The 26,415-nt window shown below is 70.1% G+C and carries 25 protein-coding genes and 1 pseudogene; 14 read left to right on the forward strand and 12 right to left on the reverse strand.

Annotated features, from left to right (window positions below):
* The first annotated feature begins 78 nt into the window (after positions 1 to 78).
* The 3 genes and pseudogenes from DK389_RS31520 to DK389_RS35835 all read left to right on the forward strand — a co-directional run bounded on the left by DK389_RS31520 (position 79) and on the right by DK389_RS35835 (position 1,980).
* Complete coding sequence (locus tag DK389_RS31520; RefSeq protein ID WP_109895754.1) at positions 79 to 990, forward strand: outer membrane protein; 912 nt, start codon at positions 79 to 81, stop codon at positions 988 to 990.
* Positions 991 to 1,264: 274 nt separating this feature from the next.
* Positions 1,265 to 1,627: pseudogene (locus tag DK389_RS35830) on the forward strand (DUF2076 domain-containing protein); the annotation flags it as partial.
* The gene (locus tag DK389_RS35835; protein WP_109895756.1) at positions 1,585 to 1,980 is read left to right on the forward strand and encodes a DUF2076 domain-containing protein; all 396 of its coding nucleotides are present in this window, start codon (positions 1,585 to 1,587) and stop codon (positions 1,978 to 1,980) included. The pseudogene DK389_RS35830 and the gene DK389_RS35835, both read left to right, overlap by 43 nt.
* 70 nt (positions 1,981 to 2,050) lie before the next feature.
* On the opposite strand, the gene DK389_RS31535 is transcribed toward DK389_RS35835, so the two are convergent.
* The gene (locus DK389_RS31535; protein WP_109895758.1) at positions 2,051 to 2,854 is read right to left on the reverse strand and encodes a L,D-transpeptidase; all 804 of its coding nucleotides are present in this window, start codon (positions 2,852 to 2,854) and stop codon (positions 2,051 to 2,053) included.
* Between the two features lie 257 nt (positions 2,855 to 3,111).
* Between DK389_RS31535 and DK389_RS31540 the strand changes: the two genes are divergently transcribed.
* The 4 genes from DK389_RS31540 to moaD all read left to right on the forward strand — a co-directional run bounded on the left by DK389_RS31540 (position 3,112) and on the right by moaD (position 6,879).
* Complete coding sequence (locus DK389_RS31540; RefSeq protein ID WP_109895760.1) at positions 3,112 to 3,840, forward strand: chemotaxis protein; 729 nt, start codon at positions 3,112 to 3,114, stop codon at positions 3,838 to 3,840.
* Between the two features lie 47 nt (positions 3,841 to 3,887).
* Positions 3,888 to 5,936: an excinuclease ABC subunit UvrC gene (gene uvrC, locus DK389_RS31545; protein ID WP_109895762.1), complete on the forward strand. Its 2,049-nt coding sequence runs from the start codon at positions 3,888 to 3,890 to the stop codon at positions 5,934 to 5,936.
* A gap of 73 nt (positions 5,937 to 6,009) precedes the next feature.
* On the forward strand, positions 6,010 to 6,609 hold the full coding sequence (gene pgsA / locus DK389_RS31550) for a CDP-diacylglycerol--glycerol-3-phosphate 3-phosphatidyltransferase (RefSeq protein WP_109895764.1): 600 nt from the start codon (positions 6,010 to 6,012) through the stop codon (positions 6,607 to 6,609).
* 18 nt (positions 6,610 to 6,627) lie between these two features.
* A complete protein-coding gene (moaD, locus tag DK389_RS31555) occupies positions 6,628 to 6,879 on the forward strand; it encodes a molybdopterin converting factor subunit 1 (RefSeq protein ID WP_109897000.1) in 252 nt (83 codons plus the stop codon).
* A gap of 40 nt (positions 6,880 to 6,919) precedes the next feature.
* Here the strand turns inward: moaD and DK389_RS31560 are convergent, their stop codons facing one another.
* Positions 6,920 to 7,876 carry a metal ABC transporter substrate-binding protein gene (locus DK389_RS31560; RefSeq protein WP_109895766.1) on the reverse strand — a complete coding sequence of 319 codons (957 nt, stop codon included), beginning with the start codon at positions 7,874 to 7,876 and terminating at the stop codon, positions 6,920 to 6,922.
* Positions 7,877 to 8,105: 229 nt separating this feature from the next.
* On the opposite strand from DK389_RS31560, the gene DK389_RS31565 reads away from it, so the two are divergent.
* The 3 genes from DK389_RS31565 (at position 8,106) to DK389_RS31575 (ending at position 11,606) form a co-directional block, all read left to right on the forward strand.
* The gene (locus DK389_RS31565; RefSeq protein WP_109895768.1) at positions 8,106 to 8,600 is read left to right on the forward strand and encodes a Spy/CpxP family protein refolding chaperone; all 495 of its coding nucleotides are present in this window, start codon (positions 8,106 to 8,108) and stop codon (positions 8,598 to 8,600) included.
* Positions 8,601 to 8,717: 117 nt separating this feature from the next.
* A complete protein-coding gene (locus DK389_RS31570; RefSeq protein WP_109895770.1) occupies positions 8,718 to 10,511 on the forward strand; it encodes an ABC transporter ATP-binding protein in 1,794 nt (597 codons plus the stop codon).
* Positions 10,512 to 10,565: 54 nt separating this feature from the next.
* Entirely contained in the window at positions 10,566 to 11,606 is a 1,041-nt protein-coding gene (locus tag DK389_RS31575; RefSeq protein WP_109895772.1) for an aldose epimerase family protein, read from the forward strand.
* 55 nt (positions 11,607 to 11,661) lie between these two features.
* Here the strand turns inward: DK389_RS31575 and DK389_RS31580 are convergent, their stop codons facing one another.
* On the reverse strand, positions 11,662 to 14,325 hold the full coding sequence (locus DK389_RS31580; RefSeq protein ID WP_109895774.1) for a DNA translocase FtsK: 2,664 nt from the start codon (positions 14,323 to 14,325) through the stop codon (positions 11,662 to 11,664).
* 187 nt (positions 14,326 to 14,512) lie between these two features.
* Here DK389_RS31580 and mtnA point away from each other — a divergent pair, with 187 nt between their 5' ends.
* Positions 14,513 to 15,610, forward strand: a complete 1,098-nt coding sequence (gene mtnA, locus DK389_RS31585; RefSeq protein ID WP_109895776.1) for an S-methyl-5-thioribose-1-phosphate isomerase — start codon at positions 14,513 to 14,515, stop codon at positions 15,608 to 15,610.
* Between the two features lie 10 nt (positions 15,611 to 15,620).
* On the opposite strand, the gene DK389_RS31590 is transcribed toward mtnA, so the two are convergent.
* From DK389_RS31590 to DK389_RS31615, 6 genes are all read right to left on the reverse strand, one after another.
* Entirely contained in the window at positions 15,621 to 16,610 is a 990-nt protein-coding gene (locus tag DK389_RS31590) for a MaoC family dehydratase (RefSeq protein ID WP_109895778.1), read from the reverse strand.
* A gap of 7 nt (positions 16,611 to 16,617) precedes the next feature.
* A complete protein-coding gene (gene ychF, locus DK389_RS31595) occupies positions 16,618 to 17,715 on the reverse strand; it encodes a redox-regulated ATPase YchF (protein WP_109895780.1) in 1,098 nt (365 codons plus the stop codon).
* A 17-nt stretch (positions 17,716 to 17,732) separates the two neighbouring features.
* Entirely contained in the window at positions 17,733 to 18,173 is a 441-nt protein-coding gene (locus DK389_RS31600) for a PIN domain-containing protein (RefSeq protein WP_109895782.1), read from the reverse strand.
* Entirely contained in the window at positions 18,163 to 18,393 is a 231-nt protein-coding gene (locus DK389_RS31605; RefSeq protein WP_109895784.1) for a hypothetical protein, read from the reverse strand. Before DK389_RS31605 ends, DK389_RS31600 begins: the two co-directional genes overlap by 11 nt.
* A 43-nt stretch (positions 18,394 to 18,436) precedes the next feature.
* Positions 18,437 to 19,045, reverse strand: coding sequence for an aminoacyl-tRNA hydrolase (gene pth / locus DK389_RS31610; protein ID WP_109895786.1), 609 nt, complete (start codon positions 19,043 to 19,045; stop codon positions 18,437 to 18,439).
* A gap of 102 nt (positions 19,046 to 19,147) precedes the next feature.
* The gene (locus DK389_RS31615; protein WP_109895788.1) at positions 19,148 to 19,837 is read right to left on the reverse strand and encodes a 50S ribosomal protein L25/general stress protein Ctc; all 690 of its coding nucleotides are present in this window, start codon (positions 19,835 to 19,837) and stop codon (positions 19,148 to 19,150) included.
* A gap of 369 nt (positions 19,838 to 20,206) precedes the next feature.
* Between DK389_RS31615 and DK389_RS31620 the strand changes: the two genes are divergently transcribed.
* Entirely contained in the window at positions 20,207 to 22,201 is a 1,995-nt protein-coding gene (locus DK389_RS31620; protein ID WP_109895790.1) for a methyl-accepting chemotaxis protein, read from the forward strand.
* Positions 22,202 to 22,323: 122 nt separating this feature from the next.
* Positions 22,324 to 23,826 (forward strand): phosphomannomutase/phosphoglucomutase, encoded by a 1,503-nt coding sequence (locus DK389_RS31625; RefSeq protein WP_109895792.1) that lies wholly within the window; start codon positions 22,324 to 22,326, stop codon positions 23,824 to 23,826.
* 18 nt (positions 23,827 to 23,844) lie between these two features.
* Here the strand turns inward: DK389_RS31625 and DK389_RS31630 are convergent, their stop codons facing one another.
* The 3 genes from DK389_RS31630 to DK389_RS31640 form a co-directional block, all read right to left on the reverse strand.
* Entirely contained in the window at positions 23,845 to 24,537 is a 693-nt protein-coding gene (locus DK389_RS31630; protein ID WP_109895794.1) for a TadE/TadG family type IV pilus assembly protein, read from the reverse strand.
* Entirely contained in the window at positions 24,531 to 25,172 is a 642-nt protein-coding gene (locus DK389_RS31635; RefSeq protein WP_109895796.1) for a TadE/TadG family type IV pilus assembly protein, read from the reverse strand. Before DK389_RS31635 ends, DK389_RS31630 begins: the two co-directional genes overlap by 7 nt.
* Positions 25,173 to 25,334: 162 nt before the next feature.
* Entirely contained in the window at positions 25,335 to 25,823 is a 489-nt protein-coding gene (locus tag DK389_RS31640) for a pilus assembly protein N-terminal domain-containing protein (protein WP_109895798.1), read from the reverse strand.
* A gap of 417 nt (positions 25,824 to 26,240) precedes the next feature.
* Between DK389_RS31640 and DK389_RS31645 the strand changes: the two genes are divergently transcribed.
* A complete protein-coding gene (locus DK389_RS31645) occupies positions 26,241 to 26,405 on the forward strand; it encodes a Flp family type IVb pilin (protein ID WP_109895800.1) in 165 nt (54 codons plus the stop codon).
* Positions 26,406 to 26,415 lie beyond the last annotated feature (10 nt).

A 26,415-nucleotide genomic window follows, 5' to 3' on the forward strand; every position in this document is an offset into this window, starting at 1 on the left:
TCGCTCGCATAAGACGGGGAACTCGTGCCGGAGGACGGGCCGCAAAGGCCGCCGGCACTCACGAGTGAGGACCAGATCATGAAGGCCATGCTTCGGGGCGCAACCGCCCTCGCCGGAATCGCGCTCGCCGGTTCCGCTCTCGCTGCCGATCTTCCGCGTCGCGCTGCGCCGCCGCCGGTGTTCGCGCCGGTCCCGGTGTTCACCTGGACGGGCTTCTACGCGGGTTTCAACGCCGGCTACGCGTTCGACACCGGCAACAACCGCAACGGCTTCCTGCAGACGGCCGGCAACCCGGTCACCCTGACGGGCGTCGGCGGCGCGCCGGTGACCACCTCGATCCTGCCGGTCGGCAACACCCTGCTCTACCGCTCGGGTGACCGCGACGGCTTCACCGGCGGTGGCCAGATCGGCTACAACTACCAGTTCACGCCGGGCTCGGGCGTGGTGGTCGGCGTCGAGGCCGACGCCCAGTACCTCGATTTCGGCTCGGGCCGGAACAACCGCTTCACCACCACCGCGCCGGTCGGCACGATCAACCCGAACTTCGTTCCGGTGAACGGCACGCTGAGCACGCTCGACTTCTTCGGCACGGTGCGCGGCCGCCTCGGCTACGCCTTCGACCGCACGCTGATCTACGGCACCGGCGGCTTCGCCTACGCCTCGGGCGACACCAGCCTGGGCAACTTCGCCAACGTGGCCCGCGGCAGCGACTTCCTGACCGGCTGGACCGTGGGCGGCGGCATCGAGTACGCGCTGCCGACCGACTCGTTCCTGAACTTCTTCCGCTCCTCGGCGGTGACGCTGAAGGTCGAAGGTCTGTACGTGAACCTCGATCGCGGCCGGACGGGCGTCAACACCCTGGTGGGCGGCCTCAACACCGCCGGCGGCCTGGTCCCGGTCTACGACACGCTCGGCTTCGCCGGCCGCAACCGCAACGACGAGTTCGCCGTCGTCCGCGCCGGCCTCAACTACAAGTTCGGATCCTACTAAGACCCGGCTGGCCCGATCAGGCGGTCCGCCAGGACCGTCGCCAGCGAGCGAGAGCCCGGCCGTGAGGCCGGGCTCTTCGCGTTTCCGGGCACCGCGCGGCCGTGTCTGAGGGGGCGCCGTTTTCATCCCGCCGCGACCGCGAAACGTCCCGCGGCCGAACATCACGGCGAAGTTCGTGCGCGCCCCCCTGACAAAAGCGCCGCACCCTCCCCATCTCGTCTCCGCCCGCGCGGAGTGCAGTGAGCCTCCCGCTTGCCTGTAGGAGGACGACTCCATGAACAGCGAAGAACGCGACGTCATTTCCGGCATCTTCCAGCGCCTGGAGCAGGCTGCGAGCCAGCCCCGCGACGCCGACGCCGAGCGCTTCATCGCCGACAAGATCCGCGCCCAGCCCTACGCGCCCTACGCCATGGCGCAGCTCATCTACGTTCAGGAAGAGGCGATCAAGAGCCTGAACGAGCAGCTGGAGGAGGCGCGCCGCCAGCAGCAGGCGCAGCCTCAGGGCGGCGGGGGCGGCTTCCTCTCGAGCATCTTCGGCGGCGGCGGCCAGCGCCAGCCCGAGCCGCAATACCAGCAGCGTCCCGCCGGCCAGCCTTGGGGAATCAGGGCGGGGGCGGCTACGGCGGCCCGCCGCAGGGCTATCCGCAGCAGCAGGGCTACGGCGGCCAGCAGGGCGGCCCCTGGGCCGGCCAGCCCCAGGCGCCCGCGCGCGGCGGCGGCTTCCTCGCCACGGCGCTGCCGATGGCGGCGGGCGCGGCGGGCGGCATGCTGCTCGGCAGCGCCCTCTCGAACGCCTTCGCGGGCGGTCACTCGCAGCTCGGCAGCGCCGCTGCGGCGGGTCTGGGCGCGCCGGCGGGCGGCACCGAGGATTTCGGTGCCCCGCTCGGTGGCGGCAGCGACGGCGGCTTCCAGGACGCGTCGTTCGACAATGACCCCGGCGGCGATTTCGACGGGGATCTCGGCGGCGGCGACGACAGCGACTGGACCTGATCCGTCGCATTCCCGAACGCAGGGAGGCCCGGTCCCGCGCTCCGCGGGGCCGGGCCTTCGCGTGTCTGCCCTAGAGGACCTCGACTCGGGTGCCGACGCTCGCGCGCTCGTAGAGGTCGATCACGTCCTCGTTCATCATGCGGATGCAGCCCGAGGAGACCGACTGGCCGATCGTGTGCGGCTCGTTGGTGCCGTGGATCCGGTAGAGCGAGGAGCCGAGATAGAGCGCGCGCGCGCCGAGGGGGTTCTCGGGGCCCCCCTCCATGTGGCGCGGCAGGTCCGGCCGACGCCGGATCATCTCGGCCGGCGGCGTCCAGTCCGGCCATTCCCGCTTCTGGGTGATCGTCTTCAGGCCCGCCCAGGTGAAGCCCGGCCGGCCGACGCCGATCCCGTAGCGGATCGCCTGGCCGCCCGGCTGCACGAGGTAGAGGAAGCGCGACGGCGTATCGACGACGATGGTGCCGGGCCGCTGCGGGCCCGGGTAGGGCACAACCTGGCGGGTGAATTGCGGATCGAGGACCCGGGCGATGCGCGTCTCATCCTGCGCCGGCGGGACGGCCGCGATCCGGGCGGGCTCGGCGTAGCCCGGCGGCACCGGATCGCCCGATTGCAGCCTGGGGGCCGAGGCCCCGCCGTAGCCGTAGGCCGCCTGATGCGCCGGCAGCGTCGCCCCGGCGGGGCCGAGGGGGCTCGGTCGCTCGGCCCGCGGGCGCGGCGTTTCCCCCGTCATCAGGAACTCGATGAAGCCGCCGCCATAGGCGCCGGCCGCCGCCTGCTGCTGGTATCCGCGGCTCTGCGCCTGCGCGGCTCCGCCGGATCCCACGCCGCATCCCATCGCGGCGAGCGCCGCCGCCACGCACCACGCTTCACGCATCCTCATGACCTTCCGTCCGGCGCCTCATGGCGCGCTACCCCGGGCTCGCCGCAGGGCTCCGCGAAGGTTTGACGCGATGGCCGTGAAACCCGTGAAGGAACGTGGTGAATCGTTCACGCAGACGCCGTTGTCCGGTCGCGGAATGCCGTCATCCTCAACGCCGCGTAAAAGCGTGACCACGGCCTTTTCCATTCAGCAACTGGCAACCAGTTTCCGGCATTTTCGCCATCGTCCCTCATGCCGGTTGACCCGAGACGATGACCACCAAGCGCTACCGCATCGAAGACGCTCTCGGTCTCGGCCCCCAGATCCCCGCCGCGGGCGCGGCCGCGCCCGAGGTGTCGGCCGCGCAGGGCGCGCGCCTCGACGAGATCCTCTCGGCGATCCAGGATCTGCGCCGGGTCACGCAGGCGAGCGCCGGCGAGACCATCGACGCCTGCCGGCGGGAGCTGTCCGAGGCGTTCTCGATGCGGGGCGAACTCGACCTGATGAAGGACGCGATCACCCGCACCAAGCAGGAGATCGCCGCGCTTCACCGCTCGGAGAATACCGGCAAGGGCATGCGCCGCGCCGCCGACGAGCTCGACGCGGTCGTCGAGTCGACGGAGCGCGCCACCACATCGCTGCTCGGCGCCATCGAGGAGATCGAGACCAACGCCAACATGCTGCGGGCCTCGCTGGGCAAGGCCGGGCAGGACCATGTCGACGTGATCCTGGAGAAGGTCATCGTCGCCTACGAGGCCTGCAACTTCCAGGATCTGACCGGGCAGCGCATCAGCAAGATCGTCGGCGTGCTGAAATTCGTCGAGGACCATCTCGACCGGGTCATCGAGGCCTGGAGCGGCCTCGACAGCTTCCGCGACTTCGCGAGCCTGCAGGAGACCGGCCCGAGCATCGACGACGAATCCTCGCTGCTCAACGGGCCGAAGCTCGCGGACGACATCGGCCACGTCGACCAGACCGACATCGACGCCCTGTTCGACTGACGGAGCCGCCCCTTCCCTCGCGAATCGGCGCGGCTTACATCTGCGGCATGAGCCGCAGAGCCCGGACAGACGTACCTCCCGACACGTTCGACGACGGCGAGGGGCCGGAGGATTTCTCCGACGCCGCCCCCCTCGACGAATCCCCCGAGATCGACTTCGATTTCGAGCCCGGTGCGGTCACGGCCGGCACCGAGGTGATCCGCCGCTTCTGGACGACGCTGCCGACCTCGCCCGGCGTCTACCGGATGTTCGACCACAAGGGCGACGTCCTCTACGTCGGCAAGGCCAAGAACCTGAAGGCCCGGGTCGGCTCCTACGCGCGGGGCCAGGCGCACTCGAACCGCATCGCCCGCATGATCTCGCAGACGGCGGCGATGGAGTTCGTCACCACCGCCACCGAGACCGAGGCGCTGCTCCTCGAGGCCAACCTCATCAAGCAGCTGAAGCCCCGCTTCAACGTGCTGATGCGGGACGACAAATCCTTCCCCTACATCCTCGTCACCGGCGATTCCGAGGCGCCCCAAATCGTCAAGCACCGGGGCGCCCGCCGCCGCAAGGGCCATTATTACGGGCCCTTCGCCAGCGTCTGGGCGGTCAACCGCACGGTCAACGCGCTCCAGCGCGCCTTCCTGCTGCGCACCTGCACGGACAGCTACTACGAGAACCGCACCCGGCCCTGCCTGCTGTTCCAGATCAAGCGCTGCTCGGGCCCCTGCACCGGCGAGATTCCGCTCGACGAGTACCGGGGGCTCGCGGAATCCGCCAACGCGTTCCTGGCCGGCAAGTCGAACGCCGTGAAGGACCGGATGCGGACCGAGATGGAGGCCGCCTCCGAGGCCATGGAATTCGAGCGCGCCGCCCGCTTCCGCGACCGGATCGCGGCGCTCTCGGCGATCCAGGGCACGCAAGGGGTGAACACGCAAGGGGTCGAGGAGGCCGACGTCTTCGCCCTCGACGAGCAGGCCGGCCAGTTCTGCATCGAGGTGTTCTTCTTCCGGAACTTCCAGAACTGGGGCAACCGCGCCTACTTCCCGAAGGCCGACCGGACGATGAGCCCTGAGGAGGTGCTGGGCTCCTTCATGAGCCAGTTCTACGACGACAAGCCGGCGCCCCGGATCGTGCTGACGAGCCACGCCATCGAGGATGCGGAACTCGTCGCCGCCGCCCTGTCGAGCCGCACCGAGCACCGGGTCGAGATCCACCTGCCTCAACGGGGCGAGCGCAAGAACCTCGTCGACTACGCCCGCCGCAACGCCAAGGAGGCGCTCGCCCGGCGGCTTGCCGACACCGCCTCCCAGGGCAAGCTGCTGGCGGCGCTCGGGCAAGCCTTCGGCCTCGACAGGGCGCCGCGCCGCATCGAGGTCTACGACAACTCGCACATCATGGGCACGAACGCGGTCGGCGGCATGATCGTGGCCGGGCCGACGGGCTTCATGAAGCCGCATTACCGCACCTTCAACATCAAGTCGGAGGAGCTGACGCCGGGCGACGATTACGGGATGATGCGGGAAGTCCTGCAGCGCCGCTTCAAGCGCCTCGTCAAGGAGGCGCCCCGGACCGCCAACGAAGCGGCGGTGGCGGCGCTGGAGGGCGGCCCGCCCGAGCCCGTGCCCGAGCCGCAGGCGGATTCCGACGCCTTCCCGGCCTGGCCCGACCTCGTCCTGATCGACGGCGGCAAGGGTCAGCTCGACGCGGCGCGCGCCGCGCTGCAGGAGGTCGGCGTCGCGGACGTGCCCCTCGTCGGCATCGCCAAGGGACGCGACCGGGACGCGGGCCGCGAGACCTTCTTCGTGCCCGGCCGCCCGCCCTTCAAGCTGCCCCCGCGCGACCCGACCCTCTACTTCGTGCAGCGCCTGCGCGACGAGGCCCACCGCTTCGCGATCGGCACGCACCGGGCCAAGCGCAAGCGCGAGATGGTCAGGAACCCGCTGGACGAGATCGCCGGCATCGGGCCGACCCGCAAGCGCGCCCTCCTCCATCATTTCGGGACCGTGAAGGCGATCCAGCGGGCGGCCCTCGAGGATCTCGCCAAGACCCCGGGCGTCAACGCCGCCACGGCACGGGCCGTCTACGACTTCTTCCATGCCGGCGCCTGACTCCGTGGGACGGGAAGCCGGGGATGAAACCGGACGGTTGACGCGTTCACCGCCCCGTGATTTCACCGCGCCGATGAACGCCGTCCTCCCCCGACGTCGGTCGCAGGCTTGGACGCTCGCGAACTGCCTGACCTACGGCCGCCTCGCCGCCGTGCCCGTCGTGGTCGGCCTGCTCTTCTGGCCGGACGAGATCGGCGCCCGCTTCGCGGCCTTCGCGGTGTTCGTGCTCGCCGGCATCACCGACTATCTCGACGGCTACGTCGCCCGCACCTACGCGCAGAGTTCGGCGCTCGGGCGCATGCTCGACCCGATCGCCGACAAGCTTCTCGTCGCCGCCTGCCTGCTGATGCTCGCGGCCGACAACACGATCGCGGGCTGGAGCCTGTGGGCGGCCATCGTGATCCTGTGCCGGGAGGTGCTGGTCTCGGGGCTTCGCGAGTATCTCGCCGAGCTGAAGGTGAGCGTGCCGGTGAGCCGCATCGCCAAGTGGAAGACGACGGTGCAGCTCGTCGCGATCGGCTTCCTCGTGGCGGGTCCGGCCGGCGAGACGGTGCTGCCCGGCACCGAGCGCATCGGCATCGTGCTCCTCTGGGTCGCGGCGGCCCTCACCATCTGGACCGGCTGGGACTACATGAGAGCCGGGATCAAGCACGTGATCGACGATCCGCGCTGAGGCCGGAGGATGTTTTCGGTGAAGCTCATCTATTTCGCCTGGGTGCGCGAGCGCGTCGGCAAGGCCGAGGAGAGCGTCGACCTGCCGCCCGGCATCGGCACCGTCTCCGACCTGGTGGCGTGGCTGAAGGGCCGGGGCGAGGAATACGCTTACGCCTTCGAGAACGCGGGCGTGGTGCGCGCCGCGATCGACCGGGTCCACGCCAAGCCCGACGCGCCGATCACGGGCGCGGCGGAGATCGCCTTCTTCCCGCCGATGACCGGGGGATAGGGTCAGGCCGCGCCACTCTCCCGAACGGGAGAGGCGGGGTTCAGCCGCGGCCGAGCGCCGCCGAGAACTCACGCAGGTTGCTGCGCATCATGTCGAGATAGGTCGGGGCCGGGCCGGAGGGGCCAGACAGGGCGTCCGAATAGACCCGGCCGCCGATCTTCGCGCCGCTCTCGCGGGCGATCTGCTCCATCAGGCGCGGATCCGCGATCGTCTCCAGGAAGACGGCCGGCACCTGCTCCTGGCGGATCTGGCGGATGATCCGCGCCACGCTGCGCGGGCTCGCCTCGCTCTCGTTGGCGACGCCCTGCGGCGCGATGAAGCGCAGGCCGTAGGCCGCGCCGAAATAGCCGAAGGCGTCGTGGGTGGTGATCACCCGGCGGTGCTCGGGCGGGATCGCGGCGATGGCGGCGCGCACCTCGCCGTCGAGGGCGTCGAGCTTCGCAAGATACGCGGCGGCGTTGCGCGAGAAATCCTCCGCGTGGGCCGGATCGACCTTCGCGAGGCCGTCGCGGATGTTGGCGACGTAGACCTTGGCGTTGGCGATGCTCTGCCAGGCATGGGGATCGGCATGCGGGGCGGCCCCCGCTTCCGCCTCGCCCGCATGCGCGTGGCCGTGATCGCCCGCGTGGTCGTGCGGGGTCGCGATGGTCCGGACGCCGTTTGCCGCGACGATCACGGGCGCCTTCGCGCCGGAGGCCCGGATCAGCCGGTCGAGCCAGCCCTCGAAGCCGAGCCCGTTCACGAAGACGATCTCGGCCCTGGACAGGATCCGGCCGTCGCCCGGAGCCGGGCTGTAGCCGTGGGCGTCCGCGTCCGGCCCGACCAGGGTCGCGACCTCGACGCGCTCGCCGCCCACCTGCCGCACGAGATCGCCGAGGATCGAGAAGGTCGCGACGGCGCGCAGGCGCTCGGCCGCCTCCGCCCGTCCCGCCAGCCCCAGCACGGCCAGCGCGAGCGCGAGCCCCGCCCCGAAATGCCGCGCGCCGTATCCCCGCATCGTCCCGCTCCCGCTCGTCCCGCCGCGGAAATAATGTAATAGTGTTACATTGCCAACCCTGGCGGCCGCGCTGCCGGGCACGGGCCATGGCCGAACATGACGAAGCTTTCATGCGCGCGACAGGGTGCGGCCATTCGACCTTGGCCATTCTGGGCCCCGCGTCCCGCGTCGCGATCCGGCGGCGCGGGCCCGCGAGGAGGCCCCGCAGGTGTTTCCCAAGGAGAGAGCCATGCGCAGATTCGTGACCGTCGGCTTGATTCTCGTCGGCCTCGGCGTCGTCGGCGGTGCCGTCGCCAAGGACGACCCGTTCTCCCGCCCGCCCGGGCGCTGGAATGCCTTCTCGCCGGAGGACCGCGAGGCCTTCGCGGATGCCCGCATCGCCGCGCTCCACGCCGGGCTGCGCCTCAAGCCCGAGCAGGAGACCTTGTGGCCGCCGGTCGAGGCGGCGATCCGCGACCTCGCGCGCCTGCGCCGCGAGCAGCGCGCGGCCCGGGCCGAGCGCGGCCGCATGGTCGATGATGCGCCGGCCGCGATCCGCGCCATGGCGGAGGCCGCCACCGCCCGCGGCGAGGCGCTCCGCAAGCTCGCCGACGCCTCGACGCCCCTCTACGCTACCCTCGACCAGGACCAGAAGCGGCGCGCCCTCGTGCTGGCCCGGCCGATGCGCGGCGAGGGCCACGGCGGCTGGCGCCGGCATCATCGGGGCCCCGGCGAGGAGCGCTGACCCGTCGCCCCCGAATCGTCGGGGAGCGGCCGCGCTTGATCCGCGGCGGCGGCGGCGGCAAACACCGCCCGAGCCGCCGCGGGGACATCGAGGGTCCCGCGGCGCCAGGAAGACAGAATGGCGCGCCGCCCCCGCTTGAAGACCGACACGCTCCCGCTGATCTGGCGGGTCTGGCGCGAGTGGCTCTCGCCCCACCGGGGCACGCTCGCCGTCGTGCTGGTGCTGATCGCTCTCGTCGGCGCCGCGACGGGCCTCTACCCGATGCTGATCAAGAGCGCCTTCGACGCCTTCGACAACAAGGACATCGGGGCCCTGGCCTACGGGCCGCTCATCGTCATCGCCGTCACCTCGGTGCGGGGCTTCGCCCTGTTCGGCCAGACGGTGCTGACGAACCGGGTCGTGACCCGGGTCGAGGCGGACATGCAGGCGGCGCTCTACGGGCACCTGATCGAGTCCGACCTCGCCCAGCTCGCCCGCGAGAGCCCGGCCGCCTTCACCCAGCGCTTCACCACCGACTTCGCCTTCATCAAGGAGGCGCTGACGCGCATCTCGACGGTGCTGCTGCGGGACGTCGCCATGCTGATCGGCCTCGTCGCGGCGCTGATCTGGATGGACCCGCTCCTGACCCTCATCGCCGCCGTGACGGTGCCGTTCGTGGCGGGGCCGATCGGCCGGATCGGCAAGAAGCTTCGCCGGGTCTCGACGACGACGCAGGAGCAGATGGGCGCCACCGCGAGCCTCATCAGCGAGAGCCTCGCCGGCGCCCGCGTCGCCAAGACCTACGCGCTGGAGGGCTACCTGAAGGGCCGCGCCGCGGAGGCGCTGGAGAACGTGCGCCGCCTCAAGATGAAGACGGCGAATGCCCGCGGCCGGCTCGACCCGCTTCTGGAGGTCGGCGGAGGCGTCGCGGTCGCGGCCGTCCTGATGCTCGTCGGGCAGCGGGTGATGTCGGGCGAGCGCACGGTCGGCGACTTCACGGGCTACACGGCGGCCCTGCTTCTCGCCGCCCAGCCGGCGCGGGCGCTCGGCACCCTCAACGCGATCCTGCAGGAGGCGGCCGCGGCGCTCCAGCGCTACTTCGCCCTGATGGACGAGGCGCCCCGCATCCGAGAGGCGCCGGGCGCGACGCCGCTGGCGGCGGGGCCCGGCGAGATCCGGTTCGAGGCGGTGCGGTTCCGCTACCGCGAGGACGTGCCGGCGCTCGAAGGGATCGACCTCACGGTGCCGGCGGGCCGCACCACGGCGCTGGTCGGGCGCTCGGGCTCCGGCAAGTCCTCGCTCCTCAACCTCGTGCCGCGCCTCTACGACGTGACCGGCGGGCGCGTGACGATCGACGGGCAGGACGTGCGCGCCGTCACGATCCCGTCCCTGCGGGCGGCGGTCGCGGTCGTCTCCCAGGAGGTCGTCCTGTTCGACGATACCATCGCGGCCAATATCGGCTTCGGCCGCCCGGGTGCGACCGAGGCCGAGATCGAGGCCGCCGCGCGGGCGGCCGCCGCCCACGACTTCATCGTCCGCCTCCCCGAAGGCTACGGCTTCCGCGTCGGCCCCGCCGGAGGCCGCCTCTCGGGGGGCGAACGCCAGCGCATCTCGCTCGCCCGCGCCTTCCTCAAGGACGCCCCGATCCTGCTCCTCGACGAGGCGACCTCGGCCCTCGATTCCGAGTCCGAGCGGCTCGTGCAGGGGGCGCTGGAGCGGCTGATGCGGGGCCGCACCACCCTCGTCATCGCCCACCGCCTCTCGACCGTGCGGGAGGCGGACCAGATCGTGGTGATGGAGGCCGGCCGCGTCGTCGAGACGGGGACCCACGCCGCGCTGATGGCCGGGGCGGGCACCTACGCCCGCCTCCACCGGCTTCAGCTCTCGGACGGCGAGCCGGCCCACACCGAGTCGTTACCGGCCGTTCCCTGAGCGGGGATCGGGCGGGATGCTATATGCCGGCCCTCATCCGAGGAGGCTCCGGCGATGGCAGGCGAACCCTTCGGCCGCACCCGCGACGGGCGCGGCGTCACCCGCTACGCCCTCGCCCGCGGGCGGCTCCAGGCCGAGATCATCGATTACGGCGGCATCCTTACCCGGCTCGACGTGCCGGACCGGGCGGGCCGGCCCGCCAACGTGGTGCTCGGCTTCTCGGACTTCGCCGATTACGAGGCCCGCAATCCGCATTTCGGGGCGCTGACGGGCCGCTACGCCAACCGCATCGCGGGGGGAGCTTTCAGCCTCGACGGGCAGGAATACCGCCTGCCGGTCAATGACGGCCCGAACACGCTCCACGGCGGCCCGAACGGGTTCGACAAGCGGGTCTGGCGAGTGGCGGCAGCCGAGCCCGCCCGCCTCGTCCTGCATTACCGCTCCTGCGACGGCGAGGAGGGATTCCCCGGCAACCTCGACGTGAGCGTCACCTACGCGCTGACCGGGGACGATGCGCTGCGGATCGACTACGCCGCCTGGACCGACCGGCCGACGGTCGTGAACCTGACGAACCACAGCTACTTCAACCTCGCGGGCGAGGGCTCGGGCGACGCGCTCGGCCACGTCGTCGCGATCGCGGCGGATTCCTACACGCCGACCGACGCCTCGCAGATCCCGACCGGAGAGATCGCGCCCGTCGCCGGTACGCCTTTCGACTTCCGGGAGCCGGCGGCGCTCGGGTCGCGCATCCGGGAGGCGGTGCCGCAATTGGCATTTGCCAAGGGCTACGACCACAATTTCGTGCTGCGCGGCGGCCGCACGCGCCTGCGCCCCGTCGCGACCTGCCTCGACCCGGGCAGTGGCCGGCGCCTGGAGGTTTCGACCACGGAGCCGGGATTGCAGCTCTACACGGCCAACAACCTCGACGGGACGCTCGCCGGCCCGAGCCGGCGCCTCTACCGCTCGGGCGACGCGGTCTGCTTCGAGACGCAAGGGTTCCCCGACGCCCCGAACCGGCCGGACTTCCCCTCCTCCGTGCTGCGGCCCGGCACCCGCTTCACCGCGACGACGCAGTACCGGTTCGACATCGGGTGAGGGGGCGGAGCGATGATCGCGATCTACGTCCGCACGTCCGAAACGTGATCGCGCGTCACATCCCCTGCCCCTCGGTCTCGACCAGGATCTCGCGCTTGCCGGCGTGGTTGGCCGGGCCGACGATCCCGTCGATCTCCATCTTCTCCATCAGCGAGGCGGCGCGGTTGTAGCCGATCTGGAGACGGCGCTGGATGTAGCTGGTCGACGCCTTCTTGTCCCGCAGCACCACCTGCACCGCCTGCTCGTAGAGGTCGCCGCCGGCCTCGCCGAAGGAGCCCTGGTCGAACACGGCGCCGTCCATCTCGATCTCGGCGGCAGCGCCCTTGGCCCCCTTGGCCCCCTCCTCCGACGCGTCGTCGGCGGTGACGGCGTCGAGGTAGGCGGGCCGGCCCTGGCGCTTCAGATGCGCCACCACGCTCTCCACCTCCGAGTCCGAGCAGAACGGCCCGTGCACCCGCGTCGTGCGCCCGCCGCCGGCCATGAACAGCATGTCGCCCTGACCCAGCAGCTGCTCGGCGCCCATCTCGCCCAGGATCGTGCGCGAGTCGATCTTGCTCGTCACCTGGAAGGAGATCCGGGTCGGGAAGTTCGCCTTGATCGTGCCCGTGATCACGTCCACGCTCGGACGTTGCGTGGCCATGATCAGGTGGATGCCCGCCGCCCGCGCCATCTGGGCGAGCCGCTGGATCGCGCCCTCGATCTCCTTGCCCGCCACCATCATCAGGTCGGCCATCTCGTCGACCACGATCACGATGTAGGGCAGCGCCGACAGGTCCATCTCCTCCTGCTCGTACACCGCCTCGCCCGTCTCCCGGTCGAAGCCCGTCTGCACGGTGCGGGTCAGGATCTCGCCGCGGGCCCGCGCCTCGTCGAGCCGGGCATTGAACCCGTCGATGTTGCGCACGCCGATCTTGGACATCTTCTTGTAGCGCTCCTCCATCTCGCGCACGGCCCATTTGAGGGCGATGACCGCCTTCTTCGGGTCGATGACGACGGGGGAGAGCAGGTGCGGGATGCCGTCGTAGACGGACAGTTCCAGCATCTTCGGGTCGACCATGATCAGGCGGCACTCCTCGGGCTTGAGCCGGTAGAGCAGGCTGAGGATCATGGTGTTGATGGCCACCGACTTGCCCGAGCCGGTGGTGCCGGCGACCAAGAGGTGGGGCATGCGGGCGAGGTCCGCGATGATCGGCTCGCCGCCGATGTTCTTGCCCAGGCACAGGGCGAGCTTGTGTTTCGTCTCGGCGAAATCCGCGGAGGCGAGCAGCTCGCGCAGGTAGACCGTCTCGCGCTTGGCGTTCGGCAACTCGATGCCGATGGCGTTGCGGCCGGGCACCACCGCGACGCGGGCGGAGACGGCCGACATCGAGCGGGCGATGTCGTCGGCGAGCGAGATCACGCGGCTCGACTTGGTGCCGGGGGCGGGCTCGAGTTCGTAGAGGGTGACGACGGGGCCCGGCCGCACGGCCAGGATGTCGCCACGCACCCCGAAATCACTGAGCGTGGCTTCGAGCAGCGTGGCGTTCTGCTCCAGCGCGTCGGCCGAGACGAGGCTCGCCGGCGAGGGCCCGCGCGGCTCGGCGAGGAGTTCGAGGGCGGGGTGGTCGTAATCCTCCGGGTCCATCGCCGGCGGCGGGGGCGGTCGCCGGGCCGGAACCGGGGCCGCGACGGGCGCCGACACGCGCGAGCGCTGGGGCTCCTCCGGCGCGACGGCGGCGCGCGCCGCCGGCCGGTCGTCGGCCTCCTCGTCGAGATCGTCGTGCAGGGGCTCGCTCGGCGGCGCGGGACGCCTTGCCGGGCGCGGCTCGTCGTCGAAGACGGGCTCGCGCCGGGCGGCCGGGGGAGCCGCGGGCGCGTGGGCGGCCCAGGGGGCCTCCTCCGCCTCGAAGGCGCGGCGGGCGGCGAGGTTCGGCGAGGCGCCCGCGTAGGCGAGCCCGTCCGCGGCTTCCCGCCCGTTCCGCCAGGCGTCGAGGCGGGCGCCCAGCGCCGCCCGGCCCTGCATGACGGCCTGCGCCACGGCGCCGAGGGAGACGATGCCGAGGCTCGGCTCGTCCGTGTCGTGGCGCATGTCCGCTCGGCCGGGGAGCGCGCGGCGGGCGGGCTCGCGGGCGGCCATGTAGGGAAGTGCGTCCTCGTCGTCCTCGTCGGCACTGCCACCGGCCCGGCAGGCGCCCGTGAGGCTGAGGATGGCGATGCCCGCGTAGACGAAGCCGACCAGGGCCGCACCGGGACCGGAGATCGCGCCGACGATGGTGCGCGCGGCCGACATCAGCGCATCGCCCGTGACGCCGCCGAGGCCCGTCGGCAGTGGCCAGCGGGCAGTGGGCGGCAGGGCGCTCGCCATTGCGCTCGCCGCGCAGAAGCCGATGATCCAGAGAGCGATGCGCAGCCCGCCCTTCGGCAGGTCGCGGCTGCGCATCAGCCGCAGGCCCCAGAGGGCCGGCGGCAGCGCGAAGGCGAGCGCCCCGAGGCCGAGGAGCTGCATGGCGAGGTCCGAGACGACGGCACCGGGCGCCCCCAGCACGTTGTGAGCCCGCTCGTCGGTGGCGTGGTTCAGGCTCGGATCGTCGATCGACCACGTGGCCAGTGCCACAGTGAGGGCGATGGCCGCCCCGAACAGCAGGAAGCCTCCGAGCTCCGTCATCCGCCGGGCCAGGAACGGCCGAAGCGTGTCGACGAAGGTGTCGTAGGGCGATGCGGAGCGGCGAAGCGAGCGCATGCGGGACCGGGCACAGAGAGGGAACGCTGCCCCGACGCTACGGCCATTCCGTTAACGGCCATTTAAGGTTGAAGAAGCCTGACCATGTGCCGGTTCAAGGGCTTATGCCGGTTCCTCCGGCGTCCGGCCCCGCCACCGTCCTCCGGGACGGGTGCATTCGCGCGCCGGATATGCGAGACCGTGGCCCATGAAGATTGACGGCAAGCCCTATCGCACCATCTGGCCCGCCCCGGACGGCGTCAGCGTCGCGGTGATCGACCAGACCCGCCTGCCCTTCGCCTTCGAGGTGCGGCGCCTCGCGTCCCTCGCGGAGGCCGCGGAGGCGATTCGCGTCATGGTGGTGCGGGGCGCGCCCCTGATCGGCGTCACGGCGGCCTACGGCCTCGCCCTCGCCATGCGCGAGGATGCCTCGAACGACGGCCTCGACCGGGCGGTGGCGGCGCTCGCCGCGACGCGTCCCACCGCGATCAACCTGCGCTGGGCCCTCGACCGGGTCTCGGCGAACCTGCGGCAGGTCCAGGCGCCCGAGCGCTTCGCCCACGCCTTCGCCGAGGCCGGGCGGATCGCCGAGGAGGATGTCGCGAGCTGCCACGCCATCGGCAACCACGGGGCCCGCATCCTCGCCGACCTTGCAGCCGCGAAGGGACGGCCGATCAACGTGCTCACCCATTGCAACGCGGGCTGGCTCGCCACCGTAGACTGGGGCACGGCGCTCGCGCCGATCTACGTGGCGCACGACCAGGGCGTGCCGCTCCACGTTTACGTGGACGAGACGCGTCCCCGGAACCAGGGCGCGGCGCTGACCGCCTTCGAGCTCAACGCGCACGGCGTGCCTCACACCGTCATCGCCGACAACGCGGGCGGCCACCTGATGCAGCATGGCGGCATCGACGTCTGCATCGTCGGCTCGGACCGGACTACGGCCACGGGCGACGTCTGCAACAAGATCGGCACCTACCTGAAGGCGCTGGCGGCCCACGACAACCGCGTGCCCTTCTACGCGGCGCTCCCCTTCTCGACGATCGACTGGACGCTCGCCGACGGCGTCGCCGAGATCCCGATCGAGGAGCGCGACGGGCGCGAGGTCAGCCACCTCACCGGCCGCCTGCCCGATGGCGGCTTCGCCACGATCGAGGTGGTCTCCCCCGGCAGCCCCGTGGCGAATCCGGCCTTCGACGTGACCCCTGCCCGCCTCGTCACCGGCATCATCACCGAGCGTGGCGTGGCGGAGCCGAGCGCCGCGGGCCTGCTCGCCCTCTACCCGGAGCGGCGCCGGGCGGCGTGAGACGGGCGCCTCACGGCGCCCACTGCCAGAACACCATCCCGGTGAAGGCAAAGACCTCCACCCCATGCTGGTTACGGGCGCTGCTGCGCATCGTGGCGAGGCCCCAGCCGGGGCGGCTCTCGGAGGCGCGCTTGTCGATGAGCGTCGTCGCGTAGGAGAGCGTGTCGCCTGCGTAGACGGGGGCAAGCCAGCGCAGGTCGCGGAAGCCCGGCGAGGGGCCTGCCATCGGCACGGGGCCGCGCTCCGCCGTGTAGGCGGCGTCGCGGGCGCGGGTGGCGATCGTGCGCCGCATCCACACCGCCGCCGTGTGCCAGCCCGAAGCGCAGAGCGCGCCGAAATGGGTGTTCCGCGCGGCCTGAGCGTCGAGGTGGAAGGCCTGCGGGTCGTAGGCGCGGGCGAAGTCCGTGATGGCGTCCGCCGTGAAGACGTGGCGGCCGAGCGCCCGGGTCGCGCCGAGTTCGGCATCGCGCAGGAAGGGCAGGATCTCCGCGTCCTCAGGCTCGGCGGCCGGTCTCGGCTCGGCGAGGACGACGGCGCGGGACGGCAGCAGCTCCGCGCCTCGCCGGGCGAAGATTACCGTGAAGCTCTGCGTCATCACGGTCTCGTCGCGCTGGTTCAGCATGTGCAGGGCGAAGCGCACGAAGCCCCGGTCCGGCCGCGAGCCGGAGCGCCGGCAATCCGCCACCGTCACGACGATCCGGACGGCGTCGCCCGGCAGGACGGGCTTCACCCAGCCGAGTTCCGTGATGCCGGGCGAGCCCATCGAGGTGGCGCCACGGAAGACATGGGCCTGCAGGAGCCGCATCCCGAGGCCGGCCGAGTGCCAGCCGGACGCGATCAGCGTGCCGACGAAGCTGCGCTTGGCCGCCGCCTCGTCCACGTGGAAGGGCTGCGGGTCGAACGCGCGGGCGAAGGCGACGATCTCGTCGCGGTCGACCGTGAGGGCCGGACTCTCGATGACCTGCCCCGGCGCGAAGTCCTCGAAATGGATTTCGGCCATCGCCGCCTCAGTTGGCGAAGCGGAAATGCAGCACGTCGCCGTCCTGCACCACGTAGTCCTTGCCCTCGAGCCGGAGCTTGCCGGCGTCCCGGGCGCCCGCCTCGCCCTTCAGCGCCGTGTAATCGGGATAGGCGATGGTCTCGGATCGGATGAAGCCCTTCTCGAAATCCGAGTGGATCACGCCGGCCGCCGCCGGCGCCCGGGTGCCCTTCGTGATGGTCCAGGCCCGGGCTTCCTTCGGTCCGACCGTGAAGTAGGTGATGAGGCCGAGGAGGTCGTAGCCTGCCCGGATCACCCGGTTGAGGCCGGGCTCCGCGAGCCCCACCGCCTCCAGGAACTCCGCCTGATCGGCCTGAGCCATCACCGCGATCTCGCTCTCGATCTTGGCCGAGACCACCACCGCGACCGCGCCCTCCGCCTTGGCCCGGGCCATCACGGCGTCCGAATGGGCGTTGCCCTTGTCGGCGTCGCCCTCATCCACGTTGCAGACGTAGAGCACGGGCTTGGCCGTCATCAGGCCGAGCTGCTGGAACAGGCGCTCCTCCTCGGCCTTCCGCTCGACGAGGCGCGCCGGCTTGCCGTCGCGCAGGAGCGGCAGCGCGCGGTTGACGAGGTCGAGGAATTCCTTGGCCTCCTTGTCGGAGCCCTTGGCCTTCTTCTCCAGCGCCACGACGCGCTTCTCCAGGCTCTCCAGGTCGGCGAGCATCAGCTCGGTCTCGATCGTCTCGATGTCGGCGGCCGGATCGACCTTGCCCTCGACGTGGGTGACGTCGCCGTCCTCGAAGCAGCGCACCACGTGGGCGATGGCGTCGACCTCGCGGATGTTGGCCAGGAACTGGTTGCCGAGCCCCTCCCCCTTCGAGGCGCCGCGCACGAGCCCCGCGATGTCCACGAAAGTCAGCCGCGTCGGAATGATCTCCTTGGAGCTCGCGATCGCCGCAAGGGCGTCGAGGCGCTCGTCCGGCACCGCCACCTCGCCGACATTCGGCTCGATCGTGCAGAACGGGTAGTTCGCCGCCTGCGCGGCCGCGGTCTGCGTCAGCGCGTTGAAGAGGGTCGACTTGCCGACGTTCGGCAGGCCGACGATGCCGCATTTGAAGCCCATGATCGGTCCTAGTGATTTCATAGGAGAGTTTCGGGGCCGGCCCGAAACGGGTTCACGATCGTGAGGCCTTCGACCTCGCGACCGTGCTGATAGTCGTCCGACAGCAGGAACCGGCACCCGGCGCGGATGGCTGCGGCGAGGATCACGCAATCCCACCACTGGAAGCCGGTCCTGCCGCGCAACGACCACGCGGCAGCGATCAGTTCCACGTCGGTCGCCCCGGATGACCAGGGCTCCAGCGCGCGGGTCGTCCGGCGCGCCTCGTCGGAAGCGATGGGCAGGCGACCGCGCAGGGCCACGCTGTGGATCTCGCCCAGAACCTGCGGGCTCACGACGGCCGCCTCGCGCGCGGCGAGCGCCGCGAGCCAGAGCTGCGCGGTGGCCTGCTTCTCCGGAAATCGGTCGTCGCGTGCGTAGAGGAACACGTTCGTGTCGACGAAGACGCGATCACCCATCATAGATCTGGTCGCGGCTGGGCGCCTTTCCGCTCTCGTCGAGCAGGCGCATCGGCGGCCCGGCCAGGAACTGCTCCAACGCCTCGATCTGTGTCAGCGGCCGGCCGACCCGCTGTTCCACCGCCTCGGCCACGAACTTCGACAGACTCTTGCCGTCGCGGGCGGCCGCCACGCGGGCGCGCTGCAGCAGCGCCTCGTCCATCGTCACGGTCACGTTCTTCACTGGCGGTCTCCGGCGACCGATATCGTGTCCTCGTGTTTTCGTGTCAATTCCGGGCTCCGAGGGTCTTCACGTCGCCCCAGCCGCGGCCGTCCATGGCGAGATGGACCTTGTTCTGGAAGCTCGCATCCTCGCCCGCGGCGAGGAGAGCCGCGTGGTCGGCCACCGCCCGGCAGAGATCCTCCACCCAGGGCTCCTCGGCCCTGGCGAAGTCGTTGAGTACGTAGGCGTGCACGAGGGCCTTGTCGCCCGGGTGGCCGATGCCGAGGCGCACGCGCCGGTACTCGTTCCCGCACTGCGCCGTGATCGAGCGCAGGCCGTTGTGGCCGGCATTGCCGCCGCCGAGCTTCACGCGGAGCTTGGCGGGCGCGAGGTCGAGCTCGTCGTGCAGCACGATCACGTCGGAGAGTGCGATCTTGTAGAAGCGCTGCGCCTCCGACACCGCCCGGCCCGATTCGTTCATGAAGGTCTGCGGCTTGAGGAGCACGGCGCGCTCGGAGCCCAGCACCGCCTCCGCCACCTCGCCCTGGAACTTCCGCCGGAACGGGCTGGCGCGGTGCACGCGGGCGATCTCGTCGAGGGCGAGGAAGCCGATGTTGTGGCGGTTTCGCGCGTAGCGCGGTCCCGGATTGCCGAGGCCGACGATCAGGCGCATCGCTGAAGACTCCGGATGTGCTGGGGCCCAGATATGCGAACGCCCCGGCCTTCCGGCCGGGGCATCCGCGAGAGGCTGAAGGACGGGCTCGCGCCCGGAGCCTCACGCCTCGGTCTTCTTCTCGCCCTCGGCCTCTTCGGCCTCGCCCTCGGCCTTCTCGTCGGCCGCCTCGGCCGACTGCGCCTCGGCGATCGCGGCCTCCTCGGCCTCGACCTCGGCGCCGAGCACCGTCGGCGGCACGATGTTGGCCACGGTGTCGGTCGGCTCGCCGGTGTAGGTGACGCCGGCGGGCAGCTTCACGTCGGTGATGTGGATCACGTCACCGATGTCGCGGCCGCTCAGGTCGATCTCGATCGCGTCCGGGATCTGGTCGGGGGCGACGTCCAGGGCCAGCGTGTGCAGCACGATGTTGAGCGTGCCGCCCTTCTGCTTGATGCCCGGCGCCTTCTCATCGTTGAGGAAGTGCACGGGCACCGCGACGGTGACGGTCTGGCCGGCCACGACGCGCAGGAAATCGACGTGCAGCGGCACGCCGGTGACCGGGTCGAGCTGGAAGTCGCGCGGGATCACGCGGGTCTTGCGGCCGCCGGTCGTGACCTCGAACACGGTGGTCTTGAACCCGCCGGCGTAGATCAGGGTGCGGGCGCGGATGAGGTCGATGGCGATGGCCTGCGGGGCCTGGCCTCCGCCGTAGATGACGGCGGGAATCTGGCCCTGGCGACGAACGGCCCGGGCGGCCCCCTTGCCGACCCGGTCGCGTGCCACGGCCTCAAGCGGCTTAACGGCGCTCATGGCGTGATCCTTTCGATGTGATGAGGTGAGAAACGCCGAAGGCCGCCCGAAACGGACGGCCTCGAACCGATCCCACGCGCCCGTGCCTCCAAGGGTGTCCGGCGGGCGCGGCGCCTCCATACAGGCTCGGGCGCCCCGATGCAAACCTGCGAGCCCGGATCAGTCCTGCCGCCGCGTGAGCGGTTTAGGGTGCTCGGCGGATGCCGCCTCACAATGGCTTGGCGCGCAATCTTCGGCTTGGCGCGCAATCCTCATTCCGCAACAGAGATTAAGAGTTTTTTCGTTATCTTATGTTAATAAACACAATAAGCTCATTGGAATTCTGAAGGACAAATTTTGTCCTTCAGCATCAAGAGGGGGTTGTTGCTCATGAAAATCGGGATCCGGTCGCGGCTCTACTCCGGCTTCGGTGCCCTCATCGCGCTCGGAGCGTCGCTTGGTGGCATAACATACTATCAGACCGGCAATCTCATCGGTCAGCACAAGGAGTTGGTCCGCATCGAGTCGAATGCGCGCGATCTCCTGGCGATCAACCGCTCGGCGGATCGTCTCAGCGGTCTCGCCGATGAGTTCCGGACCTCGCAGAAGGCCGAGAACATCGCCGCGATGAACGACGGCGCGGTCAACATGGCGACCATCGCCGGAAAGCTCGCTGCCGTGACGAAGTCCGATGAGCGGCGCGTGCTCTACGGCGCGGTCGTGCGCATCGCGGGCGACATCAAGGGTGACATCTCCCGCCTCGGTGCCCTCGGTGACGCGATCCGCACGAGCAAGGCGAAACTGTTCACCGGCGGCGACACTCTGACGAAGGCAACGAACGCCCTCGTCGCAGAGGTTCGCGCGGGTGGTTCAGCGGACGCGGTGAGCCGCGCGGGCGCCGCCGAGAGCGCGATCCTGCTCGTTCGCGTTGCCAACTGGCGCTATCTCGCGGTGCAGGACGCGAAAGGACCGGCGACCTTCACAACCAATATCGGGAAGGCCGAGGCTGCCCTCGGGGCGCTGGCCGAGCGGGTCGGCGATGGCCACGCGAAGGCGCTGGCGGCGGCGCGTGAGGCGCTCGGCGCCTACCGGGACAACTTCCAGGCCACTGCCGAGGCCATGACCCAGAGTGCCGACCTGTTCCAGCAAGGGTTCACGCCCAAGCTTCAGGCCATCATCGAGAGCGGCGCCCGCGCGCAGAAATCCATCGAGGGCTCCGTCGCCACGATCGACGAGGAGACGGCTGCCACGACAAGCGCCTTCCAGCTCACGCTGCTCGGCCTGGTCGGGCTCGTCGTGGTGCTTGGCACAGCCTTCGCCGCCCTGATCGCGCGCGGGATCATCCGGCCGATCCGCGGCATGACGGCTGCGATGAGCCGGCTCGCGGCCGGAGACCTGCACGTCGACGTGCCTTCCCGGGACGCCGTCGACGAGATGGGCGAGATGGCCAAGGCCGTCGAGGTCTTTCGCGAGAACGCGGTCATCCGCGCCGAGATGGAGGCCCGGTCCGCCGCGGATCAATCCGCCCGCGAGCAACGCCTCGCGCGGCGCGACCACCTGCTGCAGGAATTCGAGCGGGGGGTCACTGGCTCGCTCCAGATCGTGACCTCCGCGGCCAACGAACTCGACGCAACCGCGCACTCGATGACCGGTGTCGCGCAGGACACCAATCAGCGCGCCGTCGCCTCGAGTGCGGCCGCCGAGCAGACCTCCTCGAACGTCCAGACCGTCGCTGCGGCGACCGAGGAGATGGTGGCCTCGCTCGGCGAGATCGAGCGCAGCGTCGCCCGCTCGGCCGAGGTCGCGGGCGCGGCGCTCCGCGAGGCCGAGGCGACGAGCGGCTCCATGGACGCGCTGACCCGCGCCGCCGAGGAGATCGGCACCGCCGTCACCATGATCTCGGCAATCGCCGCGCAGACGAACCTGCTGGCGCTGAACGCAACGATCGAGGCGGCGCGCGCCGGCGAGGCGGGGCGCGGCTTCGCGGTCGTGGCGAGCGAGGTCAAGGAACTCGCGAGCCAGACCGCCCGCGCAACGGACGAGATCGCCTCGAAGATCGCGGCGATCCAGGCGGCGTCAGGCAGCGCCGCTACGGCGATCCGCCAGATCGGCCGGACCATCGTCTCGGTCAACGAGATCTCCAGCGTGATCGCGGCGACCATCGTCGAGCAGACGGCGACGACGAACGAGATCGCCCGCAACGTCGGCGAGGCCGCCCGCGGCACCGTGGACGTCTCCAACAACATCGCCCAGGTCTCGGCCTCGGCGAGCGAGACGGGCAGCGCCGCCGCACAGGTACTCGGTTCCGCTCAGGACCTCTCGACCCAGTCGCTCGCGCTCAAGCAGCAGGTCGACAGTTTCCTAGCCCAGATCCGCGCGGCCTGAACCCGGCACGCAGGCTCAGGCTTCGCCGCGGGCAGCCCCGGCCCTCCGCGGCGAAGCTTTTCCTTTCCCTGCCCTTCGGCTATGCCGCTCTCGATCCCTTCCATCGCCGTCGAGGGCCCGCGATGTTTCCCAAGCCGCACGCTTCGCTCACGCCCAACACCTTCGCGTTCGAGCAGCTGCCCCTCGTCAAGCCGACCGGCTTCCGGGAATACGACGCGCGCTGGCTCTTTCCCAAAGAGATCAACCTGATGGGCGTGCAGGCGCTCGGCCTCGGCATCGGCACGCTGGTGCACGAGATGGGCGTGCGCCCCGACATCGTGACGGGGCACGATTTCCGCTCCTATTCCTCCTCGATCAAGCTCGCGCTGATCGCCGGCATGATGGCGGCGGGCCTGCGCGTTAAGGATGTCGGCCTCGCCCTCTCGCCGATGGCCTATTTCGGGCAGTTCGCCCTCGACTGCCCCTGCGTCGCGATGGTCACGGCATCCCACAACGACAACGGCTGGACCGGGGTGAAGATGGGCGCCAACCGCCCGATGACCTTCGGCCCCGAGGAGATGGGCCGGCTGAAGGAGATCGTGCTCGGCGGGACCTACCGATACCGGGACGGCGGCAATTACGAGTTCATCGAGGGCTTCGCGGAGACCTACCTCGCGGACCTGAAGTCCCGCGCCAAGCCGATCTCGCGCAAGCTCAAGGTGGTGGCCGCCTGCGGCAACGGCACCGCCGGTGCCTTCGCGCCGAAGCTCCTGGAGAGCCTCGGCGTCGAGGTCGTGCCCCTCGATATCGAGCCGGACTACACCTTCCCGCGCTACAACCCGAACCCCGAAGACCTGGAGATGCTCCACGCGATCGCCGCCAAGGTGAAGGAGACGGGCGCCGATGTCGGCCTCGGTTTCGACGGCGATGGCGACCGGTGCGGCGTGGTCGACAACGAGGGCGAGGAGATCTTCGCCGACAAGATCGGCGTCATGCTGGCCCGAGACCTCTCGAAGCTGCATCCGGGCGCGACCTTCGTCGTCGACGTGAAGTCGACCGGCCTCTACAACACCGACCCGGAACTGCAGGCCCAGGCCGTCAAGGCCGATTACTGGAAGACCGGCCATTCCTACATCAAGCGCCGCGTGAACGAGCTCGGGGCGCTCGCGGGCTTCGAGAAGTCCGGACACTTCTTCTTCAACGAGCCGATCGGCCGCGGCTACGACGATGGGCTGCTGACCGCCATCGCCGTGCTGGAGATGCTCGACCGCAATCCCGGGACGACGATGGCCGAGCTCTACCGGGCCCTGCCGAAGACCTGGGGCTCGCCGACCATGTCGCCCCACTGCGACGACGAGGTGAAGTACGGCATCGTCGACAAGGTGACGGCGCGCTTCAAGGCGATGAAGGAGGCTGGCGAGACGGTCGCGGACGCCCGGATCACCGACCTCGTGACGGTCAACGGGGTGCGCGTCTCGACCGAGGACGGCACCTGGGGCTTGGTGCGCGCCTCCTCGAACAAGCCCGAACTCGTCGTGGTCGTGGAGAGCCCGGTCTCCGAAGAACGCCTTCGCGCCATGTTCAAGGCAGTCGACGGCGTGCTGCGGGAGAATCCGGAGGTCGGGGCTTACAACCAGTCCCTGTAATCGACCCGGCGCCGGCCCTCAGGTCGGCGCCACGGTCGGGCAGGCCACGCCCTGCGGCAGGACGACCTCGTCGTCCGTGCGCTGCGGCCATGCGATGACCTCCTGCAGGGTGCTCGACATCGACAGACCGGTGACGCGCAGGAGCGTCGAGCCGAGCATCGGCGTGAATGTCCCGGTCACCTCCGCCAGGATGTAACGGTTCTCGAGGGCCTCGTTCGCCAGCGTCATCTTCTCCTTGAACGTGTCCGGGAAGGTGTTCCCGTGGCTCTTGTCCGACGCGACGGCGGAGCCGACCTTGCGCACGCTCGTGCCCTTGTTGCGCGAGGTCGAGCACACGATGGCCGAGTAGACGCCACCCTTCTTGTAGACGCCGACGGTGCTGATCTGCGCGTCGATGGTTGCGCTGTCGAAGGGGCGGGCCACGAGATTGGCGGCCTCGTAGATCGGCTTCATGTCCGAAGGCGTGCCGCGCCCCGTCAGGTCCGCGATGGTGCGGGCGTATTGCGCGAGGCTGCGCTTCGCCTGGATGCCTCGGCCGAGCTCGGCGAGCCCCAGATAGACGAGGAGCATCAGGGGCAGGAGCAGCGCGAACTCCACCGCCGTCGCGCCCTCGCGGGCCTTCGCCAGGGCGCGGCAACGGCGCCGGATCTCGAGTCCTGGCCCCTGCTCGCTGCGGTCGCGAGAGCGATGGGGAACGCGTGTCGTCAGCATGGATCGTTGTTCAAGGGCTCGATCCGGAACGCGGTCGCCGCCTGGATGACGCGCCGCCCATTCGCGAGAAGGGTTGCGGGTGCATAGAGCTGCGAGAGGAAGACGGGGTATTCGACGGCGGCCTGGACCACCATGATCTCGTTGCCGCGCCCGCAGGAATACTGCTTGCCGAAGGTCGGATTCCAGACGAGCTTCTTGCTGCCGGGATCGATGGTGGTCGGACTGGCGGCCGCGCTCGCGAAGCTCGAGACCGAGAGCACGTTCACCTTGACCGCGGTGCAGTCGAAGAAGGTCGACGCCGTCTTGCCGCCGTTCTGGCACAGGGCCGTCCTCAGATTCTTGAGGATCGTCGCCGCGTCGCCCGTCTTGTTGCCGGCCGTGTTCTGGAACTCGCCCGTGTAGATCAGCCGGCTCGCATTCGCGAGCTGCGTGTTCAGGTTCTGACTGACCAGGAACGTCAGTCCGACCTCGAAGATCGCGAACAGGAGGCCGAGAAACGGAATGCCGATCAGGGCGAACTCGACGGCGGAGGTGCCGCCCTGCGCTGACCCGAAGCTCGCCAGGTGGCGCGCCAAGAGGGACGGCAATCGGACGGGCGGGCGGCGCGGATAGGGCGACGCGGCGGGAATTGTCATGGCTCGATCCGGTTCGCGCGGAAGCGGAACACCTCAGATGCGAGCGAGGCTATCGACCAAGAATTGCTGAAGCGTTGCAATGTTCGCGTGGAGCGTGCGGAGCGGTTGGCTTGACCCCAGCGCGTGACCCGATCGCTCACGAGAGGGTCATTGACCGCCCGATCAGCGTTCGGTCGTGCCGATCGCGAGCTTGCGCCGATTCTCGGCCTGTTGCGCGACATCGCCGAAATACTTGACGGAATCCCCGAGCTGCACCGCCGGCTGGCAGTTCGGCGTGCAGGAATAGGATTCCCGTTCAAGGCCGCGCTGCACGGTGATGACGGCCGCCTGGGGTGCCTCGACGCGGATCTGCGACTCGGCGAGCATGGCGCCCGTGCCGTCGAGGGCGATGAGGTTCGTCGTGCCGAAGCTCTTGCCGGTCAGCACCAGGACGCCGTTCTTCTGGAGCGTCACGTCGGCGATGATCGGATTGCCGACGACCACGGTCTGGGTCCGCTCCGGAAGCCGCATCACCTTGGCATTGTCGACGAGGACGGTGACCACTGCGGCGTCGGTCTCGGCCCGCGCCGGCAGGGCGAGAGCGAGGAGCGTCAGCGCGATCGCGCCGGGAAGCGCGGTCCGCTTCGGCGATGGACTGGTTCGGCGGCGCATCGGACGGTGCCTCGAGGCGGGGGCTGACGCGCGGATCATCCCCGTCGGACGGACGAGCAGGCGGAACCGCGATAGGCGTCCACCAGACATCGGAATGGTGAAGGAACCCCTAAAGGCCGCCTGCTCTTGCTGCCTCCCTTCCTCGCCGCCGCGGCATGGAGCGCCGTGGACATGAGATGCTCGAAGCTTTCCCAAATCAATTTCAGATTGTGTCGATGCAAACTCAATTGATCGGCCCGTCTCGACTGCGGTCACGATTTCTTCACCACGACAGAACGTGTCTCGCGGCGCCCCGGTTTCTCGGCCGGATTTAACGCAATCGCAAGGCGTATCCGCGATGCTCCGTTCTGCCGCCGATCGAGAGAAGAGATCTTCGACGGCTCACCGATCAGTCGTTGAATCTGAGGATCACTGACCATGAAGAACGTCTTCAATCGCTTCGCCGCCGACGAGTCCGGCGCCACCGCGATCGAGTACGGCATGATCGCCGCCCTCATCGCCGTGGTCATCATCGGCACGCTGAAGATCATCGGCACCAAGCTCAACACCGCCTTCACCAATATCTCGAACCAGCTCCAGTAATCGAGAGCTT

The organism is Methylobacterium durans (assembly GCF_003173715.1).
Classification (GTDB): Bacteria; Pseudomonadota; Alphaproteobacteria; order Rhizobiales; family Beijerinckiaceae; genus Methylobacterium; species Methylobacterium durans.